Source organism: Brucella cytisi (assembly GCF_038433355.1).
GTDB lineage: Bacteria > Pseudomonadota > Alphaproteobacteria > Rhizobiales > Rhizobiaceae > Brucella > Brucella cytisi.
Genome location: NZ_JBCAUP010000019.1, coordinates 36,368 through 49,995, shown reverse-complemented (window position 1 = coordinate 49,995; position 13,628 = coordinate 36,368). Strand labels below are relative to the sequence as shown.

Genomic DNA, 13,628 nt, shown 5'->3' with positions numbered 1-13,628 from the left:
TTATGGTTAACGCTCGATTCACCATTTCTGTACAATTGTATCAAAGGAACTGGCTGTTCGATCTGGCCAAACAATAATGACAAACGATACGGAGAAAGACCGGGTGGCAGTCGCCCTCAGCGAAACCCCACATCTTTGGGGATTGGCCGTTGCACAGGCTTGGCGCAAGTTCAGCCGCCGTCTGCGCATGGGGCCGCTTTATCGCTGGCGCTTCACCGGCTTCACCCCGGATCGTATCCTGATCGCTCCGCCCGACCTGCGCGTTGCCGACGCGCAATTGGCACAGGAATTCTATCACGGCCGTTTTGCGCTGGCCGGTCGTCTGGTCGAAACCGGCGGATTGTCGCCTTTCGCCGTCGAACCGCCGACGCCGGAATGGGAAGCAGCGCTTCAGAGTTTCGGCTGGCTCCGTCATCTGAAAAGTGCCAATAGCGAACTGGCAACCGCTAATGCGCGCGCGCTCGTCGATGACTGGATGCGCATGTTCGGCAAGCGGATCGGCGGCATCGCCTGGTCACCGGAAGTCACTGCCCAACGCATCATCGCCTGGCTTCAGCATTCAAACCTTATTCTGTCAGGCGCCGAACTTCCCGCCTATCGCCGCTTCATGCGCTCGCTCGCCATGCAGGTGCGTTATCTGCGCACCGTTGCCGCCGCCATGGATGATGGCGAGGAACGGTTGCGCGCCCGTATCGCGTTGGCATTCGCCGCTCTGGCTCTGCCTGTTTCGCCACCGACGGCACGCGCCGCCCGGCGCAATCTGGAGTACGAGCTGAAACGCCAGATTCTGCCCGATGGCGGACATATCTCGCGCAATCCCGTTACAGTTCTGGAACTGCTGGCCGATCTTCTGCCGCTCCGCCAGACCTATGCCAATGGCACGGAAGCCCCGCCCAAGGCGCTGATCGAAGCCGTCGAGCGCATGTTGCCGGCCCTGCGCTTCTTCCGCCATCAGGATGGCAGCCTTGCGCTTTTCAACGGCGTCGGCCCGACCATGCCGGAACGCATCATCTCGGTTCTCAGGCATGACGAGACCGCTGGATCGCCGCTGACCCATGCGCCCTATTCCGGCTATGAACGGCTTTCGATGGGTTCGACCACCATCATCGCCGATACCGGACTGCCGCCGCCGGTCACAGCTTCGCGGGATGCCCATGCCGGTTGTCTCGCCTTCGAAATGTCCTCCGGGCGCCAGCGCTATATCGTCAATTCCGGTATTGACCGTTTCGGTCCGCCGGAATTTCGTCCATTAGGTCGTTCCACGGCTGCGCACTCCACGGCCACCATCAACGACACCTCATCGTGCCGCTTCAGCCTCAATGCGGGTCTCTCCAACATGATCGGCACGCCGATCATTGCAGGCCCGACCCGCGTGCAGCGTGACCGGATCGAGGAAATGGGGCGGCAGGGCTTTGTTGCCAGCCATGACGGCTATGCGCGCCTGTTCGGCATCTATCACGAACGTCGCCTTGTGCTGTCGCACAATGGCAGCGTCATTCAGGGGGCAGACCGCTTCTATCGCGGCGATGGCCGCCCGTTGAAGGCGAACGGACGCGACAATATCGCGGTGCGTTTCCATCTGCATCCGTCGGTCGATATTTCCTTCGATGAGAACGGATTGATCGTTCTGTCGGCGGATCGCGACGATACCTGGGTCTTCTCCTGTTTTGAAGTTGCGCCGCAACTGGAAGATTCGATCTTCTTTGCGGGCTTCCGCGGCCCCGTGACATCGAAGCAGATCGTGCTCTCCTTCCCGGCATCAGAATTGCCGGAAGTGAACTGGCAGTTCAGCCGCGTCGCACTCGGCAGTTACGTATAATCCGCTCTCAACCCCTCACCCTGGGGAGGCGCGGCAGCGCCGTCTCGAAGGGTCGAGGGTCAACGGGACCGAATGCGGGGCAAGAAATACCTCTTCACCGTTCTTTTCCGGCCTTTTGCGGTAGGATTCTCGGCGCGCCTGTGTTAGGGCGAGCCGTCCACTTTCCTGAACGCATCCGTTTCAGCAACGAAGAGACCAACTCCCTATGGCTGTCAGCTCCAAGCATATTCCCGCTCCCGATCTTCATCGGGTGCGCCGCGCCCTCCTTTCCGTTTCAGACAAAACCGGCCTGATCGATTTCGCCAAAGCGCTTCACGCGCAAGGTGTCGAAATCCTTTCGACCGGCGGCACCGCCAAGTCGATTGCCGCCGAAGGCATTCCGGTGAAGGATGTATCCGAAGTAACCGGCTTCCCGGAAATCATGGACGGACGCGTCAAGACGCTGCATCCGGCAGTCCATGGCGGCCTGCTCGCCGTGCGCAACGATCCGGAACACGTCGCGGCCATGGAAGAACACGGCATCGGCGGCATCGATCTTGCCGTCATCAATCTCTATCCGTTCGAGGAAGTCAGCTTCAAGGGCGGCGATTACGACACCACTGTCGAAAACATCGACATTGGTGGCCCCACGATGATCCGCGCTTCGGCCAAGAACCACGCCTATGTCGCCACGGTTGTCGATCCTGCCGACTATGCCGACGTCGTCGCTGAACTGGAAAAGTATGTGGGCTCCCTGCCGCTTGCCTTCCGCAAGAAGCTTGCCGCCAAGGCCTTCTCGCGCACGGCAGCCTATGACGCAGCCATTTCCAACTGGTTTGCCGAAGCGATCAACGAAGAAACTCCGGTCTATCGCTCGGTCGCAGGCAAGCTGCATTCCGTCATGCGCTACGGAGAAAACCCGCACCAGACGGCTGGCTTTTATCTCACTGGCGAGAAGCGCCCCGGTGTTGCCACAGCGACCCAGCTTCAGGGCAAGCAGCTCTCCTACAACAACATCAACGACACTGATGCGGCTTTCGAACTCGTCGCAGAATTCGATCCTGCCCGCACCGCAGCCGTCGCCATCATCAAGCACGCCAATCCTTGCGGCGTTGCAGAAGCAGCCACCATCAAGGAAGCTTATTTAAAGGCACTCGCCTGCGATCCGGTTTCGGCGTTCGGCGGTATTGTTGCGCTCAATAAAACGCTCGATGAGGAAGCCGCTGAAGAGATCGTAAAGATCTTCACCGAAGTCATTATCGCTCCGGATGCCACCGAAGGTGCACAGGCCATCGTTGCTGCCAAGAAGAACCTCCGTCTGCTCGTCACCGGCGGCCTACCGGACCCGCGCGCCAAGGGCATTGCCGCCAAGACAGTTGCCGGTGGTTTGCTGGTCCAGTCGCGCGACAATGGTGTGGTCGACGATCTCGATCTCAAGGTCGTCACCAAACGTGCGCCGACCGAAGCCGAACTCAACGATATGAAATTCGCCTTCCGCGTCGGCAAGCATGTGAAGTCGAACGCCATCGTCTATGTGAAGGACGGTGCAACGGTCGGCATCGGTGCAGGCCAGATGAGCCGCGTGGATTCAGCCCGCATCGCAGCCCGCAAGGCTGAAGACGCAGCAGAAGCCGCCGGTCTTGCAGAACCGCTCACCAAGGGCTGCGTGGTCGCTTCCGACGCGTTCTTCCCGTTTGCCGACGGTCTGCTTTCCGCCGTTCAGGCCGGTGCAACCGCGGTCATCCAGCCGGGAGGTTCCATGCGGGACGATGAAGTGATCGCCGCTGCCGACGAACATGGCATCGCCATGGTCATGACGGGGATGCGTCACTTCCGCCATTAGAGCTTTTACGCATTATCCTGCGCAAAACCGCTCCGCACTTTTGCTGGAAATGCTCTACCCCCCTTATAACAAGTATTTATTGAGGCCCCGGAACCAACCATTCCGGGGCCTCGTTTTCATTGAGTTTCACATTGTTTCGTTTAAATTCGCTTTCAACATCGACCGGATCAACGGAGGAGCCCGCCCATGACGCAGTTTATCGGTTCCATCGACCAGGGAACCACGAGTTCGCGTTTCATCATTTTCGACAAGCAGGGCGATATCGTCGCGAGTGACCAGCGCGAACATGAGCAGATTTATCCGAAGGCGGGCTGGGTCGAACACAATCCGATAGAAATCTGGCGCAACACACAGCACGTCATTGCCGCAGCACTCAAAAAAGCAAAACTGAAGGCAAGTGATATCGCTTCCGTCGGCATCACCAACCAGCGCGAAACCACACTGCTCTGGGACAGGAAAACCGGTGCGCCGCTCTATAATGCAATCATCTGGATGGATACGCGCACCGACGAACTTGTTTCCCGGTACACGAAGGACGTCGGCGCAGACCAGCTTCGTGCCAAGACCGGCCTGCCGATCTCGACCTATTTCTCCGGGCTCAAGCTGCGCTGGATACTCGACAATGTTCCGGGTGCGCGTGAAAAGGCCGAAGCCGGAGACGCACTTTTCGGCACAATCGACACATGGCTGGTCTGGAACCTGACTGGCGGCACCGATGGCGGCATCCACATCACCGATTTGACCAATGCTTCCCGCACCCAGCTGATGGATCTTTCGACGCTGCAATGGGATGAAGACATACTTCGTCTTTTCGATATTCCGTCAGCCTGCTTGCCGGAAATCCGCTCTTCAAGCGAGGTCTATGGCGAGATCACCCTGCCCTCCCTTTCCGGTGTAAAACTTGCGGGCATTCTGGGCGACCAGCAGGCAGCGCTCTTCGGTCAGGCATGTCTGGAACCGGGCGAAGCCAAGAACACCTATGGCACGGGCTGCTTCATGCTGATGAACACCGGCGAGAAATTGGTGCCCTCCAATTACGGCCTGCTGACCACGGTTGCCTACAAGCTCGACGGTGCCAAACCGGTTTATGCACTGGAAGGCTCCATCGCCATTACCGGCGCCCTGGTGCAATGGCTGCGCGACAACCTCGGCATCATCAAGAACAGCAGCGACATCGAAACACTGGCGCGCACCGTGGAGGACAATGGCGACGTCTATTTTGTTCCAGCCTTTTCCGGCCTCTTTGCACCGCATTGGCAGGATTCAGCGCGCGGTATCATTGCTGGCCTCACCCGCTTCGCCAACAAGGGGCACATTGCCCGGGCGGCCCTGGAAGCGAGCGCCTATCAGGTGCGCGAAGTGCTTGATGCGATGGTGAAGGATTCAGGCGTCGAAATCACCGAGTTGCGCGCCGATGGCGGCATGACCATCAATGAACTGCTCATGCAGTTCCAGTCCGACATTCTGGATGTGCCGGTTGTGCGCCCGAAAATCATAGAGACGACGGCACTGGGCGCTGCCTACGCGGCGGGGCTCGCCGTCGGCTACTGGAAATCGACGAAGGACATTGTGGAGAACTGGCAGGTGGGCCATCGCTGGCATCCGCGAATGTCGGCTGAGGAAAGCACGCGCCTGTTCAATGCGTGGGAAAAGGCCGTGCAGCGTTCGCTAGGCTGGATTGAATAGAAGTCTCGCCCCGGCCCGTCACGACGGGCTGGTTGCAGCCAGCTTGTCAGCCGGATAAGGCGTCACTGCAATCAGCACCAGACCGACCGCAAAGAATATGACCAGCACCGACATGCCCAGCGCCGCCGATCCGCTCAGCGCCGTGATGGTGGCAACCAGAAACGGTCCAAGGAAGCTGGTCGCGCGCCCGGCGAGCGCATAGATGCCGAAATAGCGGCCCGATTCCTCCGGCTTGATGCTGCGGGCAAACCATGAACGCGACGAGGCCTGAACCGGACCGAAGGCCGCACCAATCATCAGACCGCAAATCAGATAGGCGTGTTCTGCCGCGCTGGAGAACAGTCCTTGTGTTGTGGGAGATGCGAAAGGCATCAGGCCGAACAAAGTGTAATCGCGTCCGGTCGAGACAATGCCTATAGAAGCAAGCAGCAACAGCACCAGCGAAAAGATCACGACAGCCTTGGAACCAATCCGTGTATCGACGCGGCTTGCGACCAGACAACTGAAAATCGCCATGACATTCATCACCATGCCGAAAAGCCCGATCTCGGTGATCGTCCAGCTGAACAAGGCTGCCGCATAACCCGCACCGAGCGCCAGCGTAGCATTGACGCCATCCTGATAAATCATGCGCGCCACAAGGAAGCGGACAAGTCCCGACCGTTTGCGCGCCTCGGTGAGCGTAACCTTCAATTCTGCAAAGCCAGAGCGCAACGCCTTGCGCAGAGGCTCGCCACGTTCCGCGTCCGGCGTGAACAAAAACATTGGCAGGATGAAAACGAAATACCACAGGGCAGCCAGCGGTCCGGTAATGCGCGCATCCTCCCCCAGTACGGGATCGAGACCGAACAGGGGCTTCATGCCGATGATCGTTGTGCCTGTTTCAGGCGAGGCCGCCAGACATAGCACCACGAAAATGAGTACGATCATGCCGCCCAGATAGCCGAGCCCCCAGGCGATGTTGGAGACACGCCCGATATCGTTGCTCGGCACCAGACGCGGCATCATGGAATCATTGAAGACGATGGAAAATTCGGCAGCCACCATGGCCATAGAAAACGCACACAGTACCCAGAACAGGTTCGCACCCGGAACGGCGAACCACAGCAGGCAGAGGCCTATAATCTTCAGCACGGCGAAGAAAGCGATCCAGGGCTTACGCGCGCCTGTCCGGTCGGCCACCGCTCCCAGGATCGGTGAAAGCACAGCAATGAGAAAACCGGCAGCGGCAAAGCCATAACCCCAAGCCACCTGGCCGGCTTCAGGATTTTCTGCCATGCGCGAGATGAAATAAGGCCCGAAGATGAACGTGGTCACAACGGTAAAAAAGGGCTGCGCCGCCCAGTCAAAAAATATCCAGCCCCAGATGCCACGCCGCGAGGCATAGCTGCGGGCAGCCGCAACCTGATCGCTCAATTGCTCTTTCCTTCCCCCCGGGCAAGAAGTTGGCCCAACCATTGACCGGCCAGTCGGTCGGAAGCCTCTCCTTTATCAGCCGCACCTTATAACCCGAAACTCGGCTTCAAAAGAAACAAAAAGGGCGACCGAAGCCGCCCTTTTGCAAGTTTATGTCGTTGTTTTCTATTGCGCCAGATCGGACATCAGGCCCGCTGCAACCGCCAGTCGCGAGACCGTCAGGTCACCACCTTCCGTCAGCGCCACCATGCGGTTCTTCACCTGCTCGATGCGCGCGCCATCGGCTGCAAACCAGGCTGCTGCCGGGTCCTTATCCTTGGCAAAACGCTTGAGCGCCGCAATGGTGATACCGCGTGCGGCCTGCGTGATCGTATCGCTTGCTCGTGACAGAGCAAGCCCGTCATAATAGTCCGTGACGGGGATGGAGCGCGCGGCTTCCTCGATGCGTCCGATGCGGAAGGCTTCCGAAACACCGAAATAGGTCTTGGCGGTTACCACCCGGTCGGCATCGGCCAGATGCGCGATCAGCGCGATGTCCGGCATGATGCCTGCAAGCTGCAGATTGGCAAGACGCTGGGCCAGCTTTTCCGGTGCACCCTTTTCCACGAAAGCAGCCTTGTCGGCCTGCAGCGTGCTCTTCAGGTATTCCGGCATCAGACCGTCGAAACGCGGTTCCAGCTCGGCACGTGCCCTGGTGATCGTGTCCACCAGTTCCGTCAGATTGGCGCGTGTCGTATCGTTGCGCAGCACCCAAGCCGTCGTCGCCTGCAACATTTCGCCGACGAGATGATAGAACTGGTTCTGCACATCGCCCGGCACCTTGCTGTCGAGTGCATCAATGGCATCATAGATCGTGTCGATATCGAAGCCGTCACGCACCGCCACATAGGCGCGGACGATATCGGCAGGCGACTTGCCGGTCGTATCGGCCAGACGGCTGATGAAGGTGATACCGCCGCGGTTGATGACATCGTTTGCCAGCAAAGTAGCGACGATTTCACGGCGCAAACGATGGCCGGAGATTTCCTCGGCATAAGTCTTGGTCATGCGCTTCGGGAAATAGCCGAACAGCAGCGACTGAAAGTAAGGCTCATCCGGAAGCTGGCTTGCCACCAGATCATCCGAAAGCGACAGCTTGGCATAAGCAAGCAGAACCGCCAGTTCCGGACGCGTCAGCGGCTGACCCGCTTTCTGGCGTTCGGCCAGAAGCGCATCGGATGGCAGATACTCGACCTTGCGATCAAGAAGCTTGCGATTTTCGAGTTCCGCCATGAACCGCGCCTGATAAGGCAGCTCTGCCAGACCCTGCCTTTCGCTGAGCGAAAGCGCCAGCGGCTGCAGATAGTTGTTGCGCAGAACCAGTTCGGACACACCATCGGTCATGCTGACCAGAAGCTTGTTGCGTGCCGGGCGCTTGAGATTGCCCGAACGCATGGCGGCGGCCAGAGCGATCTTGATGTTGACCTCGACGTCCGAGCAGTTGACGCCTGCCGAATTGTCGATGGCGTCCGTATTACCGCGACCGCCTGCCAGCGCATATTCGATACGCCCGCGCTGCGTTACGCCAAGATTTGCACCTTCGCCGATCACCCGCGCACCAACTTCCGCGCCAATGATGCGGATCGCATCATTGGCGCGGTCACCTACCTGCGCATCCGTTTCGGCAGACGAGCGGATATAGGTGCCGATACCGCCGAACCAGAGGAGATCGACCTTCGATTTCAAAATCGCAGTCATGATTTCCTGCGGCGTGCCGGAGGTCTTTCCAAGGCCGATGGCTGCAGCAGCCTCCGGCGAGAGCGTGATCGTCTTCTGGCTGCGGCTATAGATGCCGCCACCAGCCGAAAGCTTGGAACGGTCATAATCCTGCCAGCTCGAACGCGGCAGTTCAAACAGACGCTTGCGCTCGGCAAAGCCGTCGGCTGGAACCGGGTTCGGATCGATGAAAATATCGCGATGGTCGAACGCAGCCACCAGCTTGATCTGTTCGGAAAGCAGCATGCCGTTGCCGAACACATCGCCCGACATATCGCCCACACCGGCAACCGTGAAAGGCTCGGTCTGGATATCCGTGTCGAATTCGCGGAAATGCCGCTTCACGGCTTCCCATGCGCCGCGCGCGGTAATGCCCATGCCCTTGTGGTCATAACCGGCGGAACCGCCGGATGCGAAGGCATCGTCCAGCCAGAAATCATGTGCCTGGCTGATGGCATTGGCCGTATCGGAGAAGGTGGCCGTGCCCTTGTCGGCAGCAACGACGAAATAAGGATCGTCATTGTCATGGCGCACGACTTCCGCCGGCGGCACGACATGATTGTCCTCGATATTGTCGGTAACCGACAGAAGTGTGGAGATGAACACCTTGTAGGCATCACGACCAGCTTCGAACACGGCATTGCGATCGCCGCCAACCGGCAGACGCTTCGGATAGAAGCCGCCCTTGGCGCCAACCGGCACGATCACCGCATTCTTGACCTGCTGTGCCTTCACGAGGCCCAGCACTTCGGTACGATAATCCTGTGCGCGGTCCGACCAGCGCAGACCACCGCGGGCGACAGCGCCGAAGCGCAGATGCACGCCTTCCACTTCCGGCCCATAAACGAAGATTTCGCGATAAGGGCGCGGGTCCGGCAAGCCTTCGACCAGACGCGGATTGAGCTTGAAGGCAAAGGTGACACGCGGCTTGCCGTCGGCACCCGGCTGATAGGCATTGGTGCGCAGCGTCGCTTCGATCAGATTGCGGAAACGGCGCAAAATCTGGTCGTCGTCGATGCTCGGCACGCCAAGCAATGCGGTCTCGATGGCATCGACCAGCTTCTTTTCAGCCGCATCACGGCGCTTGGCCGATGGGTTGAAGCGCAGATCGAACAGCGAATAGAGATCGCTGGCGATTTCCGGATAACGGTTCAGTGCGGCCGCGATGAAGCCCTGCGAATAGGCAATGCCTGCCTGTTGCAGATAACGACCATAGGAACGCAGGATCATGATCTGGCGTGCCGTCAGGCGTGCGGTCTGCACCAGCGCGTTGTAACCGTCATTGTCAGCCAGACCGTCCCAGACATTGCGGAACACATCTTCCAGCATCTCGCCATCGTCGGAAAGATCGACGGGAGCGCCATAGGCGTTCACGAGCTGCATGTCGTGCACGTAAACGGCAGCGCCGTCCTTGCCAGCATGCGGCAGGTCGATGGTCTGCTCGCTGACGACACGGAAGCCCATATTTTCCAGAAGCGGCACACGCTGCGACAACACAACCGGCGCACCGTGATGATAAAGCTTCAGCGAAACCGCATCAGGACCATCAGTGCGATAACGATAGAAGTCTACGAAAAGCGGAGCCTCTGCGCTGAGGCCAGCGATACGTTCCGCATCGACCAGCGCTTCCGGCGCCGTGAAGATTTCGCGATAGGATGGCGGGAAGCTTGCAGCAAGCGCGACGGTCTTTGCGTCTGCACTGTCAGAGCTTTCACGAACCGCATCGTCCCATGTGCGGACAATGGCGCGCACTTCGGCTTCCAGCGCTTCGCGATCCACATGCGGTGTGGAGCGCTCATGACGGCGGATGACGAACTGAACGCGCGTCAGGCCGTTCTGCAGGAAGACCGGGTGGAATTCGAAACTGTCACCGCCATAGATATCAACGAGATAGTGCCCGATCTTCTCGCGCACGACCGAGTCGTAACGGTCACGCGGGATATAGACCAGCACGGTCGCAAAACGGCCAAAGCGATCGAGACGCGGAACAGCGCGCACGCGCGGGCGTTCGCCGAGCGCAAGGATCAGCTCGGCATTGGCCGTCAGGCTTTCCACATCAATCTGGAAAAGCTCGTCGCGCGGATATTCTTCCAGCACGTTGATGAGCGCCTTGCCCGAATGGTCCTCGCGGTTGAACCCGAGATGCTTGATGACGGCATCGGCCTTGGAGCGAATGAACGGAATGCCTGCAACCGAACTCGTATAGGCAACCGAGGTGAAGAGACCGACCAGGCGCAGTTCGCCGATGGCCTCGCCCTTCTCACCGAATATCTTCACGCCGACATAATCGAGATAGGAGCGGCGATGCACCAGCGAAAGCGAATTCGCCTTGGTCACGATCAGCGGCTCGTTGCTGTCGAGGAATTCCGTTACCTCACGCGGCGTCACCGTGTCGTCGTCATCCTTGCGCAGGACGCGGACTTCATTGTCGTTGAGAATGCCGAGCGTTTCCTTGACCGGAACCAGTTCGCGCTTGTCGCCCTTGCCTTTGAAGGTGAGTTCGCGAAGTCCGAGGAAGATAAAACGATCGTCGCGCAACCATTCCAGAAATGCGATGGCCTCCGGCATGGCCGGATCACTCGTCATGTCATAAACGCGCTTGTAATCGGCGATAGCGCCATCGAGGCGCTTCAACATCGGCTTCCAGTCGCTGACAGCAGCACGAACCTGTCCGAGCGCGCGCTTGATGGCGGCAGTCAGATTGGCCTTGACCTGTTTGTCGAGGGCTGGAAGATGAATCTGTACCAGGCTGACGCGCTCGACGCCCTTGGCAGGCGCGAGCTGCGATGCTTCGCCCAGAATGACCAGCTCGTCCTTTTCGCGCGCAATGTCCAGAACCGGATGCACGACCATGAAAATCTGGCTGACATGATCATTCAGCTCACCCATGATGGAGTCGAGCAGGAACGGCATATTGTCGTTGACAATGGTGATGACGCTCACTGGTCGACCATGGCGCTCGATACCATTATCGACACTGATGATGCTCTTGCCCTTGCGGTAGGATTCGAGGGCGGCATAGCCGTGACGGGCTGAACTGTCGAGAGCGGCAGCATCGTAAGCGGCCAGATCTTCTGGCGGCGCCCATTCGAAGAGAAGCTGCGAGAAGGCCGTAAGCGCCTTCGACTTGCCTCCCTTCTTCTCCTCCTTGCTTGCCTTGGAACCTTTAACCTTGCTCGACCGATCCTGCTTTGCAGTCACGTCGGATACTCCTGTCATGATGGCAATGCGCGCCAAACTAGCAGATTAGGCATTGGTTTCGATGGCAATTCGTTGAAAATAACGAAAAATTTCCCGGAAAGTCAGAAAGACCGCATTTAATCCATTTAATTTGGAACAAAACTTCGAAAACTTCCCGCGAAATTTCGGAATATGCCAGCGGATTTCTCCGCGCGGCTCAAAAGTGCTGCCAAAAGGGTCAAGCAGCGGCCCTGCTTCGCCACATTTCCGACTAAAGTTGCAGATGATTCTGATAAATGAATCGGCCTGTCAGTGCCTGAATCAAGAAGCGTCAGGCCGTGGCGAAAACGTCATTTGCAGCCCGGCATGGCGACTTTTGGAACAGACACTCAGAGCTCGATCAGGTGATCGTCCAGCTCATTGATATTGTCCGGTCCTGCCGGAAAATGCTTTTCCAGCAGAACCCCGGCCTGACCGATAGCCAGTACGAAACCCTCGGTCATTTGTGCGCGGGAGGCGTGATGGATGAGCGTCGCGACGATTGCATTCCACTCGTCCTGTTCGACACGCGCATGGATGCCCGCATCGGCGATCACCTCGGCATAATGTTCGGCCATTGAGACAAAGAGCAGAATGCCGGTGCGGTGCTCCGTAATATGGACATTGCGCGCCAGAAACTGCTGCAGCGCATTGAGATGGGCGCGCTTGTAACGGATGCGGCGCGGCACCAGCAACATGCGAATGGCCGGAAAGAACCAGAGCACCAGCATCGCAGTCAGGAACGCCGCCAGCACCGCAAGTCCGAACATAGGCAGGCGGATATCGAACCAGTACCAATGGGCGAGAAAAGCCGCGATCACCGAAGCGATGAGGATGCCGCAAGTCGCAACAAAGCCCGCCGCAAAGAAATAGTCATCGCTCGAGCGCGCCAGAACGGCATAGATTTCGCCGCTGGTTTCTGCTTCCGCCTTGCGGATGGCCTCGGCAATACGGGCATGGTCCTCGGCGCCAATCAGCGTGTGATGCTTCATCGTTGCGTCTCCCTACCAGCTACCCGAGGCGCCACCGCCACCGGATGAACCGCCACCACCGGAGAAACCACCGCCTCCCCCGCCGGACGACCAGCCACCGCCGCCGCCCCAGCTGCCACCACCCCTACCGCCAGAGCTGCCGCCGCGATTGTTGTAATCCACGACCATGCCGAGCCACTGATATTTGCCCGGCCCGATCTTGCGTCCTAAAACCGGCGTCAGGATCGCCATGCCGAAGCCGCCGAAGAAGATCAGGCACCAGAAGGCGATGAAGACGACAAAGACCCAGTCGACATCATCCGAACTCGACTGCACATTGCGCTTGGCCCGCGCTTCAAGCTCGGCGGCATCGCCGGAAAGCACCGAAAGAATACCATCAACACCCTGTACGATGCCGTTCGAGTAATTGCCGGTACGGAATTCGGGAATGATAGTGCCATTGATGATGACGCTTGAAAGCGCATCGGTCATGACACCTTCGAGACCATAGCCGACCTCGATCCGCACCTTACGGTCATTGGGCGCAACCACCAGCAATATGCCGTTGTTTTCCTGTTTCTGCCCCAGCGCCCAGGCACGGAACAGACGGTTGGAATAGGTTTCGATGTCTTCGCCGTTGAGGCTCGGGACCGTCACCACGACCACCTGATCCGATGACTTCGCTTCAAAATCGGCAAGCTTCTGGGTCAGTTGCTGGCGCTCGGCGGGGTCGATGATCCCCGCCGCATCCACCACACGACCGGTCAAGGCCTGTGCAGGCGTCGACGCGTCTTGTGCAAGGGCCACCGTGTGCAGCGTCAGCGCTGCGCAAAACAGCAGGAAAGCGAGCGCAAGGAGATGTCGCGGCCAGCCCAACCAGCCAAGACCGCGACGATCACGCGAGAGTGCTGCACTCGCCCCGAAACGCATCATGAAACGC

The 13,628-nt window shown here is 58.8% G+C and carries 7 protein-coding genes; 3 read left to right on the top strand and 4 right to left on the bottom strand.

All coding sequences use genetic code 11. From position 1 onward, the window contains the following. Nucleotides 1-76: 76 nt before the first annotated feature. The 3 genes from AAE521_RS17900 (at nucleotide 77) to glpK (ending at nucleotide 5,327) form a co-directional block, all read left to right on the top strand. Entirely contained in the window at nucleotides 77-1,819 is a 1,743-nt protein-coding gene (locus AAE521_RS17900; protein ID WP_342062067.1) for a heparinase II/III family protein, read from the top strand. Between the two features lie 205 nt (nucleotides 1,820-2,024). Further along, a complete protein-coding gene (gene purH / locus AAE521_RS17895) occupies nucleotides 2,025-3,641 on the top strand; it encodes a bifunctional phosphoribosylaminoimidazolecarboxamide formyltransferase/IMP cyclohydrolase (protein ID WP_342062066.1) in 1,617 nt (538 codons plus the stop codon). A 186-nt stretch (nucleotides 3,642-3,827) separates the two neighbouring features. Continuing rightward, complete coding sequence (glpK, locus tag AAE521_RS17890; RefSeq protein ID WP_342062065.1) at nucleotides 3,828-5,327, top strand: glycerol kinase GlpK; 1,500 nt, start codon at nucleotides 3,828-3,830, stop codon at nucleotides 5,325-5,327. Nucleotides 5,328-5,345: 18 nt separating this feature from the next. Here glpK and AAE521_RS17885 read toward each other — a convergent pair whose 3' ends face one another. The 4 genes from AAE521_RS17885 to AAE521_RS17870 form a co-directional block, all read right to left on the bottom strand. Then, nucleotides 5,346-6,743 (bottom strand): MFS transporter, encoded by a 1,398-nt coding sequence (locus AAE521_RS17885; protein WP_374865079.1) that lies wholly within the window; start codon nucleotides 6,741-6,743, stop codon nucleotides 5,346-5,348. A 165-nt stretch (nucleotides 6,744-6,908) separates the two neighbouring features. Beyond that, nucleotides 6,909-11,699, bottom strand: a complete 4,791-nt coding sequence (locus AAE521_RS17880; protein WP_342062063.1) for an NAD-glutamate dehydrogenase — start codon at nucleotides 11,697-11,699, stop codon at nucleotides 6,909-6,911. A gap of 368 nt (nucleotides 11,700-12,067) precedes the next feature. After that, nucleotides 12,068-12,709 carry a TPM domain-containing protein gene (locus tag AAE521_RS17875; protein WP_010661488.1) on the bottom strand — a complete coding sequence of 214 codons (642 nt, stop codon included), beginning with the start codon at nucleotides 12,707-12,709 and terminating at the stop codon, nucleotides 12,068-12,070. A gap of 12 nt (nucleotides 12,710-12,721) precedes the next feature. Further along, the gene (locus tag AAE521_RS17870; RefSeq protein ID WP_342062062.1) at nucleotides 12,722-13,621 is read right to left on the bottom strand and encodes a TPM domain-containing protein; all 900 of its coding nucleotides are present in this window, start codon (nucleotides 13,619-13,621) and stop codon (nucleotides 12,722-12,724) included. Nucleotides 13,622-13,628: the final 7 nt, after the last annotated feature.